Annotated in this window: 10 protein-coding genes; 4 read left to right on the plus strand and 6 right to left on the minus strand. The window is 73.8% G+C overall.

Going from position 1 to position 16493, the window contains the following annotated elements:
• The first annotated feature begins 25 nt into the window (after positions 1-25).
• Entirely contained in the window at positions 26-2713 is a 2688-nt protein-coding gene (recG, locus tag ACESMR_RS15760) for an ATP-dependent DNA helicase RecG (protein WP_373048056.1), read from the plus strand.
• 34 nt (positions 2714-2747) lie between these two features.
• Here the strand turns inward: recG and ACESMR_RS15765 are convergent, their stop codons facing one another.
• The 3 genes from ACESMR_RS15765 to ACESMR_RS15775 form a co-directional block, all read right to left on the minus strand.
• Positions 2748-6101 carry a hypothetical protein gene (locus tag ACESMR_RS15765; protein WP_373048057.1) on the minus strand — a complete coding sequence of 1118 codons (3354 nt, stop codon included), beginning with the start codon at positions 6099-6101 and terminating at the stop codon, positions 2748-2750.
• A gap of 105 nt (positions 6102-6206) precedes the next feature.
• Entirely contained in the window at positions 6207-6629 is a 423-nt protein-coding gene (locus ACESMR_RS15770; RefSeq protein WP_373048058.1) for a hypothetical protein, read from the minus strand.
• Between the two features lie 96 nt (positions 6630-6725).
• Positions 6726-7352, minus strand: coding sequence for a DUF924 family protein (locus tag ACESMR_RS15775; protein WP_373048059.1), 627 nt, complete (start codon positions 7350-7352; stop codon positions 6726-6728).
• 141 nt (positions 7353-7493) lie between these two features.
• Here ACESMR_RS15775 and ACESMR_RS15780 point away from each other — a divergent pair, with 141 nt between their 5' ends.
• Positions 7494-8063, plus strand: a complete 570-nt coding sequence (locus tag ACESMR_RS15780; protein ID WP_373048060.1) for a hypothetical protein — start codon at positions 7494-7496, stop codon at positions 8061-8063.
• Positions 8064-8095: 32 nt separating this feature from the next.
• On the plus strand, positions 8096-8737 hold the full coding sequence (gene tmk / locus ACESMR_RS15785) for a dTMP kinase (RefSeq protein ID WP_373048061.1): 642 nt from the start codon (positions 8096-8098) through the stop codon (positions 8735-8737).
• Here tmk and ACESMR_RS15790 read toward each other — a convergent pair.
• A complete protein-coding gene (locus ACESMR_RS15790; protein WP_373048062.1) occupies positions 8734-9771 on the minus strand; it encodes a hypothetical protein in 1038 nt (345 codons plus the stop codon). The genes tmk and ACESMR_RS15790 overlap by 4 nt on opposite strands.
• Positions 9768-10583 (minus strand): DUF455 family protein, encoded by an 816-nt coding sequence (locus ACESMR_RS15795; RefSeq protein ID WP_373048063.1) that lies wholly within the window; start codon positions 10581-10583, stop codon positions 9768-9770. Before ACESMR_RS15795 ends, ACESMR_RS15790 begins: the two co-directional genes overlap by 4 nt.
• Before the next feature lie 74 nt (positions 10584-10657).
• On the opposite strand from ACESMR_RS15795, the gene ACESMR_RS15800 reads away from it, so the two are divergent.
• Positions 10658-11392, plus strand: a complete 735-nt coding sequence (locus ACESMR_RS15800) for a competence/damage-inducible protein A (RefSeq protein ID WP_373048064.1) — start codon at positions 10658-10660, stop codon at positions 11390-11392.
• 18 nt (positions 11393-11410) lie between these two features.
• Here ACESMR_RS15800 and ACESMR_RS15805 read toward each other — a convergent pair whose 3' ends face one another.
• Positions 11411-16432, minus strand: coding sequence for a tetratricopeptide repeat protein (locus ACESMR_RS15805; protein WP_373048065.1), 5022 nt, complete (start codon positions 16430-16432; stop codon positions 11411-11413).
• Between the last annotated feature and the right edge of the window lie 61 nt (positions 16433-16493).

Here is a 16493-nt window from a genome sequence, read left to right on the forward strand (position 1 = left end):
GCCGGCGGACGCCCCGTTCGGCTTGATGGACGCCGTGGCCGGACCGCTCACCGAGCTCTTCTTTCCGCTGCGCTTCGCGGTCCGCGATGGATTCGCCGGGGCGGCGAACCTGCGCGATCTGCGCCGGGTGGTGGAGCACCACGCGCCGAAGGCGCTGGCGGCCGGGGCCGACCCTGCAGGGGTCGAGGCGCTGGCTGCTGCGGCGGCGGCCTTCGACGCGGCGCCGCCGGGTGGCCGCGAGGCGGCGGTGCGCCGGGTGCTCGAGGTGCTCGGGCGGCTGGTGGCGCTGCCGCCGGATCTGGCGGCGGCGGCGGGGGGTGTTCCCGCGGGAACGCGGCGGGGGCCGCAGGTCCCCCCCGGCGTCGAGGTGGTGGAGCCGTTCGCCGCCGATCTGCCCGACGCCTGGCAGCCCTTCGCCACCAGCGCGCCTCCGCGGGAACAGTCCTTCCGCCTCGAGCCGCCGGCGGCACAGCAGCAGGCGAAGCCGAAGCCGAAGCGCGCCGCCCCTCCCACCGCGAAGCCGAAGGCCCGCAAGGCAGCGCAGCCCAGGGCCGCCGCTCCCGCCGAGGAGCCGGAGAGCAGCACCCCCGCCCGGATCACCTTGCCCGCCTACGCCCGCGGCAGGCTCGATCTGCCCCTCGCCGACTACCCCGGCGTCGGCCCCCGCACCGCGCAGCTCCTGGCGAAGAAGGGGATCGGCTCCGTCGGCCACCTCCTCTTCGCGCTGCCCCGCGGCTACCAGGACCGCCGCGGCCTCGCCACCATCCGCGACCTCGTCCCCGGCCAGAAGGGGCTCACCTTCGGCGAGGTGGTCGAGGCGACCGAGGTCTTCAATCCGCGGCAGCGGCGCAAGATGCTCCGCGTCGTCCTCCGCGACGAGACCTCGCGCCTCGCGCTCACCTTCTTCCACTACTGGCCCTCGATGCTGAAGCGCTTCGAGCGGGGGAAGCGCTTCTTCGTCTGGGGCGAGGTGAAGCTCTTCGGCGGCTTCAAGCAGATCGTCCATCCCGAACTCGAGGAGAGCGACGAGCTCGACTCCGAGGGCGCCTCGCTCAACATGAACCGGATCGTCCCCGCCTACCGCGGCATGGACGAGGTGGGGCAGGGCCGCTACCGCGCCCTCGTCCACCGGGCGCTGGCGGCGCACCTGCGCGACGTGCCGGAGGTCCTCCCGGCGGCGCTCCGGGAGAAGCGCGGCCTCGTCCCCGTGCAGGAGGCGTTGGCCTCGGTCCACTTCCCCGGAAACGAGGCCGACGCCGCCGCCTTGGCAGCAGGCGCCTCGCCGGGACACCGCCGCCTCGCCTACGAAGAGCTCCTGCTCATCTCCATCGGCCTCGCCCTGAAGGCCCGCGGGGTGCAGGTCGAGCCGGGCCACGTCTTCGACGTGTCGCAGCAGCAGATCGACCGGGCGATCGGCATGCTCCCCTTCACCCCTACCGGCGCGCAAGTGCGCGCCATCGCCGCCATCGCCGAGGACATGGGGCAGCCCGCGCCGATGAACCGCCTGATCCAGGGCGACGTGGGCTCGGGCAAGACCGCGGTGGCGCTGGTCGCCTGCCTCCTCGCCGTCTTCGACGGCAGGCAGGCGGCGCTGATGGCCCCCACCGAGATCCTCGCCGAGCAGCACCACCGCAACTTCACCCAGCTCCTCGAGGGCACCGGGATCGAGGTGGCGCTCCTCGCCGCCGGCCGCGGCGGCAAGGCGCTCTCGCAGGCCCGGGAGGCGATCGGATCGGGCAGGGCCCGGATCGCGGTGGGCACCCACGCCCTGGTCTCGGAGGGCTCGCTCTTCTCCGAGCTCGGCCTCGTGGTCATCGACGAGCAGCACCGCTTCGGCGTGGAGCAGCGCGCCGAGCTCATCGCCAAGGGGCGCCGCCCCGACGTGCTGGTGATGACCGCCACACCGATCCCGCGGACCCTCGCCCTGGTGCTCCACGGCGAGATGACCCAGACCGTGATCGACGAGCTGCCGCCGGGGCGCACGCCGGTGAAGACGAAGGTGGTGCCGTCGAAGAGCCGGGAGAAGATCTACGAGATCCTCGACGCGCAGCTCGGCGAGGGGCGCCAGGCCTACGTGGTCTATCCCCTGATCGAGGAGAGCGAGCGCTCCGATCTCGAGGACGCCACCCGCGGCCTCGCCGTGCTGCAGGAGCGCTTCCCCGGCAAGCGGCTTGGCCTGCTCCACGGCAGGATGAAGGCCGACGAGCGCGACGAGGTGATGGCCGCATTTCGCGCCCACGCGATCGATCTGCTCGTCGCCACCACCGTGGTCGAGGTGGGCGTCGACGTGCCCAACGCCAGCGTGATGGTGATCGAGCACGCCGAGCGCTTCGGCCTCTCGCAGCTCCACCAGCTCCGCGGCCGCGTGGGCCGCGGCGCCGCCAGGAGCTTCTGCTTCCTCGTCGATCACGCGGGCAGGGAGGGCAGGGCCCGCGAGCGCCTCGCGATCATGGAGCAGACCACCGACGGCTTCCGGATCGCCCAGGCGGACCTCGAGATCCGCGGCCCCGGCGAGTTCCTCGGCACCCGGCAGGCGGGCCTGCCGGAGCTGCAATTCGCCGATCTCTCCCGGGACGCGCGCCTCCTCGAGGAGGCCCGCGCCGACGGTTTCGAGCTGGTCCGCGCCGATCCCACGCTGGCCCGCCACAAGGCGCTCGAAGCGGAGGTCTTCGAGCGCTTCGCGGAGCGGATGAGCCTGGCGCGGGTGGGTTGAGCTCTTCTGCAACGAACCCCCGCGCCGGTGGAGATCAGGGCAGGCCGATGCCGACCGGCGTGCTGCGGAGCGCGGTGCCCTCGCCGAGCTGGCCCGACGCGTTCTCGCCCCAGCAGGCCACCGTGCCGTCGGCACGGACGGCGCACGTGTGGTCGGTGCCGGCGGTGACGCCGATCCAATCGCTGGCGATCCCTACCTGCACCGGCGCTGCGGTGGAGGGCAGGGCACCTGCTGCAGCCTGGCCGCGGTCGTTGGCCCCCCAGCAGTGGAGTGTCCCCGCGGTGCTGATCGCACAGGTATGCCTGCCGCCTGCGGCGAAGGCCACCCAGCTGCCCGGGACCTGCACCGGCTCGCTGAGCGCATCGGTGGCGGCGCCGTCGCCGAGCTGCCCGTCACCACCCAGGCCCCAGCAGTGGAGCTCGCCGCCCGCGCGCAGACCACAGGCGTGGTGGTTGCCGGGATCGATGGCGACGAAGTCGTCGTACGCGGCTGCGACACGGGTCGGCTCGGCACCGGGCAGGGTGCCGGCCTCGACGCCACGCCAGGAACCCCAGCACCAGGCGCTGCCGCCGTCGCGGAGGCCGCAGGTCAGCCGGTGGGCTGCGGCGACGCGGCTCCAGCCGGTGCCCGACACCCGCATCGCGGTGCCGGTGCTGCCGAGCCCCACGCCGAGGCCCGCCTCGCCGCTTCCGTTCTGGCCCCAGCACCACAGCGACCCCGAGTCGCGGACGCCGCAGACGTGGCCTTCGCCTGCGGCGACGTCGACCCAGCTCTGGCTCTCGTCCCACGGCGTCGGCGCCGGCAGGACGTTGCCGAGGCCGAGGACCTGGTTGCGGTCGGTGCCCCAGCAGAAGAGCGCGCCGCTCTCGTCGATGCCGCAGCCGTGGCCGAGGCCGAGCGCCAGGTCCGCCCAGCGCCGCTGATCCGCACGCCGGGCGACGGTCCGGGAGAGCGCGCCACCATCACCGAGCTCATAGCCGCCGTTGCGCCCGGCGCAGAAGCGGCTGCCGTCGCCGGTGATGCCGCAGGTGGTGGCGACACCCGCCTCCACGGAGGCGATCCCACGCATGCGGAACGCGTCGAGCGGTACGCTGCTCGCGCCGGTACCGCCGAGGCGCAGCTGCCCCGAGGCGCTGGAGCCCCAGCACCACGCGCTGCCGTCCGCCCGCAGGGCGCAGGAGTTGGAGACGCCCGCTGCGAGCCGCGACCAGAGCGCGCGAGGCGCCGCCTGCGCCGGCGGCTGCACCACGGCCAGCTGGTTCGAGCCGCTCTGGCCCGCGTCGTTGGCACCGGCGCAGGCGATGCTGCCGTCGAGCGCCACGCCGCAGCTGTGGTAGCCACCGGCCACCGCCTGCATCCAGTCGGTGGCGAGCGGGGTGAGGGAGCGGGCCAGGGGCAGCGGCCCCACCTGCCCCTGCGAGTTGTCCCCCCAGCACGAGCTGCCCATGAAGACGTTGGCGCAGGTGTGGAGGGCGCCGGCGCTCACGCCGATCCAGTTGCCGGGCACCGTCTGCGGCGAGGAGGCGGTGCGCGCCGGTGTGGTGCCGAGCTGGCCGTGGATCCCGTTGCCCCAGCACTGCAGCACGCCGCCTGCACGCAGGCCGCAGGTGTGATCGCCGCCTGCGGCGATGCGCTCCCAATCCGCGTCGGTGCCGATCTGCACCGGTGCCGGGCGATCGATGTAGGTCGCGTCGCCGATCGCACCGCTGCCGTTCTGCCCCCAGCACCACAGCGTCCCCGCCCGGATGCCGCAGGCATGGCCCGCCCCCACCGACACCGCCTGCCAATCGCTCGCGGTGCCGACCCGGGTCGGCGCGGCTCGATCGACGAGATCCCCCTGCCCGAGCTGCCCGAAGAAATTCGATCCCCAGCAGTGCAGCGCGCCGTTCTCGTCGATGGCGCACGTGCTCGACCAGCCCGCGTCCACCGCGGTCCAGCTGCCCGGAAGCTGCACCTGCGCGACACCGGGGCCGGCGACGTTCTCGCCCCAGCAGTGGAGCCGCCTCTGATCGTCGATGGCGCAGACGTGGGCCGCACCGACGTCGATGGCGGTGAAGACGGGCAGCGAGACGGTCCACGTGCGCGCGTCCTCCCGCTCGTTGCCGAGATCGTCCGCCGCGCGGACCACGAGGCGGTGCTCGCCGGGCTCGATCCCTTCGAGGAAGAGCCCCTCGTCGCAGCGGGGAAGCTCCGTTCCGTCGTCGAGACTGCAGCGCAGGGTGCAGGGGGCCTCGCAGTGGGGCTGCACCAGCGCCCAGGTTCTGTCGGTCGGGCCGATCGGCACGCCGGCGAGGGTGAGCGCCGGCGGCTCGGTGTCGATCGTCCAGCTTACCCGTGCGTCCGCGGTGTTCCCCGCACGATCCCTGCCGATGAGGGTGAAGACGTGATCGCCGTCGGCGAGATCGGCGTAGGAAGCGGCGCCCTCGCAGGGCGCGCTGCGCCCGTCGAGGCTGCAGGTCGTGGTGCAGTCGCCACTGCAGACGAAGCCGATGGTAACCGCCGTCTCCGCCGTGCGGCCAGCGGGCGCCGCCTCGATCACCAGCTGCGGCGGTGTGGCGTCGTGGCTCCAGCGGTGCGCCACCGGGAAGCCGACGATGCCGTCGCGGTTCGCTGCGCGGATCCGCACCTCGTAGGCCCGCTCCACGGCGGCCTCCACGGCCCAGGGGGAGGTGCACGCCTCCCACGCGCGGCCGTCGACCGAGCAGGAGAAGCTGCAATCCTCCAGACTGCAGCCGAAGAAGAAGCTGGCGGTGGGGCGGTTGGTCGGATCGGCGGGCGCCTCCTCGAGCAGCACCGCAGGCGCCTCCCAGGCGAAGCGGACCTCGGCGACGTTTCCTGCCTCGTCGCTCGCGCTCACCACGAGTTCGTGGGGCTCGGGTCCGAGCTCCTGGAACGAGAGCACCGGACCACAATCGCCCGGCGCGCCGCCATCGAGGGAGAAGCGCCGCTCGCAGCTCTCGCCGCCGCAGTCGAGGGTGAAGCTCGCCTGTGGACCCACCACCGACTCGGGCCGGACGACCAGCGGCGGCGCCAGAATGTCGTTGTCGAGAGCGAGGGGCGCTGCCCGCTGATCGCCGGCGCGGGCGACGGCCCAGACGCGCGCGTGCGCGTTGTCACCCAGATCGATCGCCTTGAAGGATCCGTCCGCCTCGACGGGCCTGCTGCCCACGAGCTTCGCGAGCGCCTCGTCGGCGTAGACCTCGACCGTCTTCGCGTCGCGGGCTGCACCGGCCTTGCCGGCGAGGTAGTCGGAGGTGCCGGGGGGCTGCGAGAGGAGCTCCAGGAGCCTGTCGCTCAAGACCGGCTGGGCGACGGGCTCCTTCTCCTCGGCAGCACAGGCGGCGAGGGCGATGGAGAGGAGGAGGGCTGCGCTGCGGGCGATCCGCATGACGAACTCCGGGTGTCGGTTCGTCCTGCAGGATGTGAGCGGTAGGCGTCGCGGATCACCGCGAATCGTGACGGGCCCCCTGCCTCCCGGTGGCAGGGGGCCCCGTCACACAGCGATGACGGCCCCCGGGCAGTCGCGCGTCTCTCCGGCTCTCGCGGAGGCAACGAGCGCGTCCTGGCCCCTGGGGCGGATGGCGTGAACGGCCAGCTGGTGGGATTCGTCGGCGACCTTCGTCCATCCGGCAGGGATGGTGCTTTGCCTGAATGACGCGCCGTCCAGCGAGCATGCCCGAAAGCAGTCCGCCTCGTCGCAGGTGAAGACAAAAGTTGCCGACGTGCTGGCCGTATAGGTGTGGGGCCCGTCGGTGCGCTGCACCGACGGGTCGAGGCGCTCCACCTCGGAGAAGTGGGCGGCCTCGGCCTCGTTGCCCGCAGCGTCGCGGGCCCGGCCCCTGAAAGCGTGAACGGCCTCGTCGAGGATCGCGGTGGCGGGCGCTGTGGCTGCTGGTGCGGCGATGCGTCCGAACATGGCGCGGTCTCCTCCGAGGACGAGACCGGTATCCCACGAGCGCAGTACACGCAGGGAGTGCGGAAAGTTGCACCCCCTCCGCCGGGCCTCGCTGCTTCAGAAGGAGGAACCCGGCTGCTGCAGGAACGCCTTCTCCTCGTCGCTGCTCTGCCGTCCGAGGATCTGGTTGCGGTGGGGGAAGCGCCCGAAGCGATCGACGATCTCCCGGTGCCGGACCGCGAAATCGGTGAAGACGTGGAAGCGTTCCCGCGCGTCGGGCGGCGCCGCAGCCTCGAGCGCTTCGTAGAGGCGCACGCCCTCCGCCTGCGCCGCGCGATCCTCCGCGTGCTCGAAGGGCAGGTAGTAGAACGCGCGCTCGACCGGCCGCAGCTGCCGATCGAAGCCCTGCTCGATCCCGTCGCGGACCAGCGCGAGGGCCTGGCCGTCGTGGGCGAAGGCCGCCGGGGTCCCGCGGTGGATGTTCCGCGGCATCTGGTCGAGGAGGATCACCAGCGCGAGGCTGCCGCGCGGCGTGCGGGCCCAGTCGCGGAGCAGTCCCGCTGCTGCGCGCTCCATGTCGTAGAGGAAGCGCCTGCGCATCTCGGCGTCGACGGCGTCGTCCTTGCCGAACCAGAACGCCTGTTTGCCCGCAGGAATGCTCCAGCCATCGCCCCCCTCGTCGCCGAACCAGTAGCGGAGGATCTCCTCGCTGCGCTCCCTGGCCACCTCTTCGCTGCGCTCCATCGTCTCCTCCTTCGGGTCGGGCTGCGACCGTAGCGATCGGCAGGAGGCCAGGCAACCGCACGGTCGGCCCGCCGCTTTCCGCAGCAGGACACAAGGCCCGCGATTGACCCGGGGGAAGGGGCGCCGCTACGGTTCGCGGCGATGAGCGCTCCCCAGATCGTGTGCCCGGTTTGCCATACCCAGCAGGACAACGCCTGGGATTGCGTCGTCTGCGGGGCCTCCCTGCACGACCGCCCGAAGCATTGGGCCGTCCCTGTCCAGCAGGTGGAGGGGCTCGAGACGACCCGGCTCGACGAGGCGGGGAACGTGGCGCTGGATCGGATTCCGGGGCTCGAACTCACCTCGGTGGACGACGGGATCGAGCCGCTGCCCGACGGGCTCGAGGGGCTGGAGCCGACCCACTTCGAGACGCAGGACGTCCCGGTGCAGACCGAGCCGGTGCCGGCCTTCGAAGCCACCGCCCTCGACGAGAAGGTCGCAGCGCCTGTGCCTGCTGCGATCGCCTGCCGCTACTGCGGCACCTCGTGGCAGCAGGGGATGAGCGTCTTCTGCGGGCGCTGCGGGATGCGGGTGGGGGCGGCGCCCGGCGCCGCAGCGAAGCGCCAGACAGCGGCCGACGGCGATCTCGCCACCTGCCGCGGCTGCGGCCTGCCGGAGCAGAGGGTGGGCTCGCTCTGCGGGAGCTGCCAGCAGCCGGTGATCGGCGCTTGACCCGGTCCGGCGCCCCTGCCTACAGACGCCCGGTGGCGAGCAAACGCGGACGATTCATCGTATTCGAGGGGCTCGACGGCGCCGGCACCACCACGCAGGCGCAGGAGCTGGTGCGCCGGCTGCGCGCCGCCGGCGAGCGGGCCCATTTCACCGCCGAGCCTTCGAGCGGGCCGATCGGATCGCAAATCCGGATGATGCTGGCGGGCCGGCTGGTCGGCTACCGCGGCGGCAGCTGGGACCGGCGATCGCTGGCGCTGCTCTTCGCCGGCGACCGGCTCGATCACGTCGCCTCGGACATCGAGCCAAAGCTCGCGCAGGGCATGCACGTCGTCTGCGATCGCTACGTGCTCTCCTCGCTCGCCTACCAATCCCTCGACAACCCGGCGGAGTGGGTGGCGGCGATCAACCGCTACGCGCCGCCGCCGGACGTGACCTTCTTCCTCCGGGTGCGCGCGAGCGTGGCGCTCAAGCGCAGGCAGGCCGCGAGCCCCGGCACCGTCGATCTCTTCGAGACCCTGCCGCAGCAGAAGCGGATCGAGCGCCACTACGATCGCGACGTGGAAGCCCACGGCAAGCGCCACAAGGTGCAGGTGATCGACGGGGAGCTGCCGCTCGAGACGGTGAGCGAGCAGATCTGGGCCGACGTCGAGCGCCGTCTGCCCAGGCGTCGTTAGAAGGCGTCCGGATCGTCCGCGAGCCAGGCGGCGGCGCCGTCGAGGAGCGGCACCACGCGCACGCCCGCAGGGACCTGCGCCGGCGGCCGCAGGGCGAAGAGGTAGGCCCGGGCATCTCCCAACCAGCCCTGTTGCCGCAGCCGCTCGAGGATCCCGAGGGCGACGGTGCCCATGGTGTAGCGCGCGTTCAGCTCCACCACCGGGCGGAGCACCTCGCTGCAGTCCGCGGTGCGGTAGAGGAAGGCGTCGATCCCGCAGGGGCCGAAGAAGCCCTGCGCCGCAGCTGCTGCGCCGATCTGCAGCGCCGCCGCCTCGAGGGCGTCGTCGCGGTCGGTGCCGGCGCGGGGCCTCTCGCCGAGGAGGCAGCGGTTGCCGAGGTAGATCCCGGAAGAGGAGAGGATCTGCCGGGTGCTGCCGAGGAGGCGCACCGCGCCGTCGCGGTCCACGTGGAGCTGCACCGAGAGATCGGCGGTGCGATCGAGCCACGGCTCGAGCACCGCGCCGCCGAGGCGGGCGAGCCGATCGATCGCGCCGCCCAGCGGCGGTAGAACGCCGCCGCGGACCGGGATGCGGCCCCTGCCGCTCGAGCCGAAGCGCGGCTTCACCGCCCAGCCCGTGCCCGGCTCCAGCGCGGCCAGGGCCGCTTCGAGGCCGCCAAGCTCGTCGGGCTCGAAGATCCGGATCCGATCGCCCAGGGGGCAGAGGCCGAGCTTGCGGGCGGTGCGGAGGGCGAAGGCCTTGTCGTGGACCCTGCGGACCACCTCCGGATCCGGCGCGGCGAGGCGCAGGCCCAGCTTCTCGAGGCGCCTGCTGGCGCGGGGCGTAGAGAGCCAGGGCACGCCGCCCTCTGCCGGGATCCAGTCGAAGGCGGCGCCGGTGGCGAAGCGCGGCGGCTGCGGCTCCACGTCGAGGACGCGCACGTCCGGGCCGAAGAGCTCCCGCCAGAGGCGCGCCGCGGTGCGGAGCTCGGGTTTGTGGCGGATCGCCCCCTCGTCGCCCTCCTCGGCGCCGAAATTGGGCAGGAGGGTGATCATCCCTGCTTTCCGTAGGGCTTGGCCGCCCGCACCCAGTCGATGAAGGCGTCGGAGAGGCCGGCCCTGCGGCGCGCCTTCACGTCGAAGCGCCGGGCCTTCGCCCTGGCGGCGGAGAAGGGGAAGGGCACCGCCGCTGCGTAGGCCTCCACCTCGTCGCCGGTGCCGGCGAGGCGCCGCAGCCAGACGGCGGCGAGGCGGACGTGGCCGATCTCGTCGTCGTGCACCCGCTGCAGGACCTGCGCCGTGGCCTCGTCGCCTGCGGTGCGGAAGGCGTCGCGGTAGAGGAGGGTGAAGTCGAGGTTTGCCTGCTCGAGGGTGAGGCCCATCGCAGCGAGGAAGGCCTGCGGCCCGCCTGCGGCGATGGCGGGCACGTGCTGCCAGAAATAATCGGAGAGGGGCACGTCCCCCAGGGCGGCGCCGTGGGCGGCGAGGCGATCGAGGTAGAGGCCGAGGTGGATCTGCTCCTCCGCCAGCGCCTGGAGGAAGCCGCGGCGCAGCGAGGCAGGCAGCTCCGGCCATTGGAGCAGGGCCCAGGCGAAGAGCTCCACCGCCATCAACTCGTGGTGGGCGAAGCGGGCGAGGGTGGAGATCCTGGCGGCGGGATCGCCCAGGGCGTTCAGCGGCGGCAGCCGTCCGGCCCCCTTGTGGAGGCGGAGGCGCTCGTTCCGGGCAGGGGCCTCGACGTGGATCGCGGGGCCCGGCGCGCTGTCGTCGAGCCTGCCGCCGTCGGCTGCGCGGGGGGGCGCGAGCTTGGCGGCGAGATCGCCGGCGCGGAGGATCCGGAGGCAGTAATCGCGGACGGTGTCGGTCATCGGCGCGGGGAAGATAACAGGTAGCGGATGGAAGGGGCCGTGTGTAGGCTGCCTTCCCTATGCAGGAGGGAGCCATGGCGGGGAGGAGCGGCGCTGCGGCCATCGTGATCGGAGACGAGATCCTCTCCGGCAAGATCCGCGACAGCAACGGTCCCTACCTGATCGACAAGCTCCGTGGCGTGGGGATGCCGCTCGGCCGCATCCTCACCGTGGGCGACGATCTCGACGAGATCGCCTGGGCGATCAACAGCTGCCGGGGCACCTTCCGTCCGCTCTTCACCTCCGGGGGGATCGGCCCCACCCACGACGACCTCACCGTCGCCGGGGTGGCCCGGGCCCTCGGCCGCGAGGTGATCCGCCACCCGGAGATCGAGGCGGCGATCCGCTCCCACTACGGCGACGCGATGAAGGAGGAGGCCCTGCGCCTCGCCAACGTGCCCGAGGGCGCGGTCCTCGTCCGCTCGCCGCGGAGCTGGTACCCGGTGATCGCGGTGGAGGAGATCTTCCTGCTCCCCGGCGTGCCCGAGCTCTTTCGCATGCACGTGGACGGGCTGGTGGAACGCTACCGCGGCGATCCCTTCTACCTGCGCTGCGTCTACCTCGGGGTCGGGGAGACGGAGGTTGCCGCGGTGCTCGATCGGATCGCCCGCGAGCACCCCGCCGTCGCCCTCGGCTCCTACCCGCGCCTCGACGACGCCGACCACCGGGTGAAGCTCACCCTGGAGGCGCAGGTGGAGGCGCCGGTGGAGGCGGCCCTCGCCGCGCTCCTCGCCCTCCTGCCCGTCGAGATCGTGCTCCGGATCGAGTAGCCGCCCCAGCTACGCGATTCAGCCGGCCACCGCCGAGCCGAGCTGCTGGCGCAGCGCCAGGTGCTCGGCGGAGAGCGCCCACCGCAGGAGCTCCAGCGCCCGCGGTGTCTCCTCCAGCGCGGCCCGCACCGCTGCGTGATCCTCGAGCGCCAGCTGCGGCGACACCTCGCGGAGCACCTGCTCGAAGGCGAGCTCGGGATCCGCCGCGAGGAGGAGCGCTGCCCGATCGGCCCCGTGGCGGACCGCGTCGACGAAGGCCGCGGCGTCCCACGGCGAGGGCTCGGCGGCGATGGTCCTGGCGATCGGCTCGATCGCCCGCCGCGTCCTGCGCGAGAGCGCTTTGGCGAGGCGCCTGGCGAGGCCCTCGTCGACGGGTCCGAGCCCCTCGAAGTGGGGCTCGTGGAGCTGCACCGCCGCGCCGAGGATCGCCGCCGACTCCGCCGCTGGGAGCCGGTGCACGAAGGCGTCACCCTGGGCCATCTGCCAGGCGAGCCTGCCGAGGAGGAAGGCCTGCGTGCGGGGCGGTGCCGCAGCGAGATCGGCGCCGAGGATCACCGCCTGCGGATCGCTCGCCTCCACCGCGAGCACCCCGGGCTGGGGCGAGCCGTAGAGCTCACAGGTGGCGGAATCGCCGCCGAGGCCCCGGAGCTGCGACTCGAAGGCGAGCCGGAGATCGCTGTCGGCGCGGAGCCGCTCGCTGCGGCCCACCCCCCAGCGGTCGAGCTGCGGCGGGAGCACCTTCCCCAGCTCGCCGCCGATGGCGGAGGCGAGCTCCCCGAGCGGCCCGCGGGCAGCAGCCGGGAGGAGTGAGGCCCGGATCGACTCGGGCAGCCCGGTCCGGCACGCGAGCTTCTCGCGACGCGCGTTGTACCAGCGCCGCTCCTCGCCCTCGAGGAGGCCGAGGAGGGAGAGCACCGCCGCCGCATGGAAGGCCCGATCGTAGGCGCCTGCCTCGCGCCACCGCTGGAGGAGCAGGGACCAGGACGAAGCGCGGAGGGGATCGCGCTCGAGCAGCCAGCGGTGCTGTTCGAGGGCGGTCGCGCCAAGCGCGGCGTCGGTGGCAGCGTGCTCCGCCAGGGCGAGGCGCGCCTCGGCGCAAGCGGGATCGAGGGCGATCGCCTGCTCCCAGAGGGCCACGGCGCCGGCGCCGTCCCGCAGCGGCACCGCCCGGATCCCGGCGGCCTTGTGGAGGAGGGAGGCCGCAAGCGGCCCAGCCGCCAGCGCCGCGCGGCGCTCGAGGGTCTCCACCAGCCGGGGCAGATCGCGCACCCGCTCGTAGAGCGAGGTGAGCCGCTCCCACGCCGCCTCGTCGTCCGGCTGGATCGCGAGCTGCTCCTCGATGGTTGCAGCGGCGCCGGCGAGATCGCCGAAGCCCTCTTCGAGGACCCCGGCGAGATCCGCATGGAGGCGGGCTCTCGCGTGGGGATCCTGTTCCCGCTCGAGGAGGCGCCGCAGCGGCTCGAGGGCGCCCTCGAAATCCCGGCCCGCGAGGTGGAGCCTGGCGAGGAGGCGCAGCGCCTCGACGTGATCCGGGTCGCCGCCCACCGCTGCCTGCAGGTGGCCGATGGCCCGGTCGACGTCGCCGAGGTGATCGGCGTGGAGGACGCCGAGCTGGAAGTGGATCGGGCTGAGGCTCCTGCCGTCGCCGCCGAGCTGGATCCGGGCGGAGAGGGCGCGCACCGCCTCCCGCCACTGGCCGAGCTCGCGGTGGATCCGACCCCTGCGCTCCAGCGCCTCGCGGTGTCCGGGCGCCGCCTGCAGCGCCCGCTCGAGCAGATCGAGCGCCGCTTCGGGCTGCTGGAGATCCTCGTGGCGGAGCCGCGCCGCGGCGACCCAGCCCGCCGCTGCGTCGGTGGTGTTGGTGGCGCCGGCTGCGCGCTGCTCGTGGAGCCGGGCCAGCTCCTCCGTGCCGCCCCTGGCCGCGAGGAGCTCCTCGAGCATCCGTCCCGCCCGCGGCTCGGTGGGATCGCGGGCGAGGACGAGGCGCAGGTCGGCCTCGAGGGCATTTTCGTCGCGAAGGTGCAGGTGCGCCACTTCGCCAGCGCGGACCAGCGCCGCCGCAGCGAGGCCGGGATCACGCAGCGCCGCCCCCTGGGCATGGAGATTCTCGCGGAGCCGCGTCCACGCGCCCCGGGCCCGGAGCAGCCGCTCCTGATCGGCGAGCACCGGCAGATGCCCGGGATCGAGGGCGAGGGCCTCGTCCAGCGCCTCGAGCGCGCCGGCAGGATCGCCGAGCTCGCGCTCCCGGATCGAGGCCAGGCGGTGGAGGAGGGCGATGTGCAGGCCCGTGTCGCGCTCGGAGGCGGCCCTCGTCCGCAGCGCCGCCGCGAGGCCTGCGGGATCGTCCGCGCGGCGCAGGGCCCGCTCGAGCGCCTCGAAGGCCCGGTCGTCGCGGGGCTGCAGCTCCACGGCGCGGAGGAGCTCGGCAGCGGCGGTGTTGCCGTCGAGGCGCTCGCGGTCGGCGTGGGCGGCGAGGATCAGGGCCACCTGTGCCTCGGGCTGGCTGGTGGCTTCCGCCAGGCGCGAGCGCAGCTCGGCGCGTCGGTGCCTGTCGCCCTGCAGCGTCCGGATCCGCTCGAGCAGGTGGAGCGAGGAGAGATGGTCGGGAACGAGCGCGAGCGCCGCTTCGCAGCATTGCGCCGCCCGGGCGGGCTCGGCGAGGCGATCGAGGTAGAGCTGGGCGAGCAGGGCATAGGCGGCGGCCCGCGCGGCGGGGCTTCCCACCGAGAGCTGCCGCTCGTAGACCGAGGCGAGCTCCCGCCAGGCCCCTGCCTGCGCGTGGATCCGCTCCAGCGCCTGCAGCGCGACGAGCGAATCGGGCTGGAGCCGCAGCGCCTCCTGCCACGCGTCGCGGGCGGCGTCGGTGCGGCCGAGCCGCTCCTCGAGGATCTCGGCGATCCGGCAGAAGACCGGGGCCCGCTCCGCAGGCGCGGTCCGGGCCAGCGCCTCCTCGCGGAGCACGCCGACGAGGCTCTCCCAATCGGCCCGGGCCTGGTGGATCCGGGCCAGGCGCTGCAGCGCGGGCAGGTGGGTGGGGTCGAGCGCGAGGACCTCGCGCCAGGTGGCGAGGGCGCGGTTCTCGTCGCAGACCTCCTGCTCGAAGAGCGCCGCCACCTTGCCGAGGATCGCGGCAGCGGCGCGCTTGTCGGCGGTGCACGCCGCCTCGTGGCGGTGCATTGCCACCAGCTCCTCCCAACGCCCCTGCCTCGCGTAGATGCGGCCCATGGCGCGCAGCGCCGGCAGGTAGTTCGGGGCGAGGGTGAGGACCCGCTGCCAGACCTCGACGGCGCCGTCGCGGTTGCCGAGCCGCTCCTCGAGGAGCTCGGCGTTGCGGTGGAGCAGGCCGATCACCTGCCGCTGATCGCCGGTGCGCGCCGCCTCGCGGTCGAGGGCGTAGACGAGATCCGCCCAGGCGCCCGCCTCCTCGGCGAGGCGCGCGAGGCTGCGGATCGTGGGCAGGTGCTCCGGGGCGATGGCGAGCATCCTGCGGTGGGTGGCGATGGCGGCGCCGAGATCGAGCAGCCGCGTCTCCTGCACCGAGGCGATCCGGGCCAGGGTGTCCAGGCGGTGGTCGCGATCGGAGGCGCCCTCGAGCTCCTGATCGAGCATCGCCACCAGCTCGGCCCAGCGGCCGCGCGCCGCGAAGAGCCGCGCCAGCGCCTGCACCGCGGGCAGGTAGCCCGGCACCAGCTGGAGGATCGCCTCGTGGCGGACGATCGCCTCGTCGGCGCTGTCGAGCTTCTCCTCGAGGAGGAGCGCCGCCTTGTAGAGCCGCACCGCCCGCTGCCGCGGATCGTCGGCGCCTGCAGCCTCCGCCTCGAAGGTGGCGAGGAGGCCGCTCCAATCGCCGGCCTGGTGGTAGAGCTTGCCGAGGCCCGCGAGGGCGCTGCCGTGGTGGGGCTCGAGGGCGAGGATGGCGCGCAGCGAGGCGATCGCCTTCTCGCGATCCTCGAGTCGCTCCTCGTAGAGGGTGCCGAGGGCGAGGTGGAGGGCGATCCGCTCGGCCTCGTCGGTGGCGGCAGCGGCGCTCGCCTCGAGGACGCCGGCGAGTTCCTGCCAGGCCTGCCGGGCTTCGAAGATCCGCGCCAGCTCGCCGAGGACGAGGGGATCGGCTGGGCTGAGGCGGCGGGCCTCGAGGAGCGCGGCGATCGCCTCCTCCTCCCGATCGAGGCGAACCAGCAGCTTGCCGAGGCGGTAGGCGGCAGCTGCGCCTGCGGCGCCTTCCGCCCGGGCCTGCGCGCCGAGCACCGCTGCGAGGGGCTCGGCAGCGCCGAGGCGCTCGAGGTGGAGCGCGTAGCGGGTGGCCGCGGTGCGATCGCTCGGATCCGCAGCGAAGGCCTCCGCCCAGAGTCGCCCTGCCGCCGCGGTGTCGCCGAGGCGATCCTCGCGGAGCGCCGCAGCGGTGGCGAGGGCCCTGCACCGGAGCGGCGCGTCGGCGAGGGAGGCGGCGAGCTGCTCGAGGGTGGTGGCCAGCGCCTCCGGCGTCGACGCCTCGAGCGAGGCCACGTGGAGGAGCGCCGGCAGGCAGTTCGGAGCGAGCTCGAGGGCGCGGCGATAGAGCCCCAGTGCCTCCTCGGATTTCCCCAGGCGCTCTTCGACGACGAGGCCCCGCTCGAAGATCAGCGCGGCGCGCCGGGCCTCGTCGGTTGCAGCCTCCGCCTCCGCCTCGAGGAGCTGCGCCACCATCTGCCAGTTGCCCACCTCGGCGAAGAGGCGCCGCGCCGCCTTGAGCGTGGGGAGGTGGCGGGGATCCTCGCGGTAGGCGTTCTGGTAGGCGATCGCCGCGTTGCGCGGGCTCTTCTGCCAGCTCTCCCAGAGCCTGCCGATCTCGTGGTGGAGGGCGGCGTCGCCGCCCCGGGCCCGGGACTCCCGCTCGAACGCGGCGATTCGGCTGGCGATCGCCTCCGCGGTCGGCTCCGCCGCCACCGGCTCGCTGTGCAGGCTGGGAAAGTCGCTCGCCGGCTCCGCGCTTGCCGCAGGCGCTGGCGATTCCACAGGGAGCACCACGGGCCCCCCGGTCTTGCTGCTGCGATCGAGCATCTCCCCCGCTCCTTGCCGCGTAGCGAGGGCCCCCGCCTCCCGCGCGCCGGCTCGTCGAACC

This window comes from Vulgatibacter sp. (genome assembly GCF_041687135.1).
GTDB lineage: Bacteria > Myxococcota > Myxococcia > Myxococcales > Vulgatibacteraceae > JAWLCN01.

Bases quoted from the DNA above. Each gene is read 5' to 3' on its own strand.
- ACESMR_RS15805 (WP_373048065.1), bottom strand. From the start codon at position 16,432: ATGCTCGATCGCAGCAGCAAGACCGGGGGGCCCGTGGTGCTCCCTGTG.
- ACESMR_RS15795 (WP_373048063.1), bottom strand. From the start codon at position 10,583: ATGACCGACACCGTCCGCGATTACTGCCTCCGGATCCTCCGCGCCGGC.
- ACESMR_RS15775 (WP_373048059.1), bottom strand. From the start codon at position 7,352: ATGGAGCGCAGCGAAGAGGTGGCCAGGGAGCGCAGCGAGGAGATCCTC.
- ACESMR_RS15780 (WP_373048060.1), top strand. From the start codon at position 7,494: ATGAGCGCTCCCCAGATCGTGTGCCCGGTTTGCCATACCCAGCAGGAC.
- ACESMR_RS15800 (WP_373048064.1), top strand. From the start codon at position 10,658: ATGGCGGGGAGGAGCGGCGCTGCGGCCATCGTGATCGGAGACGAGATC.
- recG (WP_373048056.1), top strand. From the start codon at position 26: ATGGACGCCGTGGCCGGACCGCTCACCGAGCTCTTCTTTCCGCTGCGC.
- ACESMR_RS15770 (WP_373048058.1), bottom strand. From the start codon at position 6,629: ATGTTCGGACGCATCGCCGCACCAGCAGCCACAGCGCCCGCCACCGCG.
- ACESMR_RS15790 (WP_373048062.1), bottom strand. From the start codon at position 9,771: ATGATCACCCTCCTGCCCAATTTCGGCGCCGAGGAGGGCGACGAGGGG.
- ACESMR_RS15765 (WP_373048057.1), bottom strand. From the start codon at position 6,101: ATGCGGATCGCCCGCAGCGCAGCCCTCCTCCTCTCCATCGCCCTCGCC.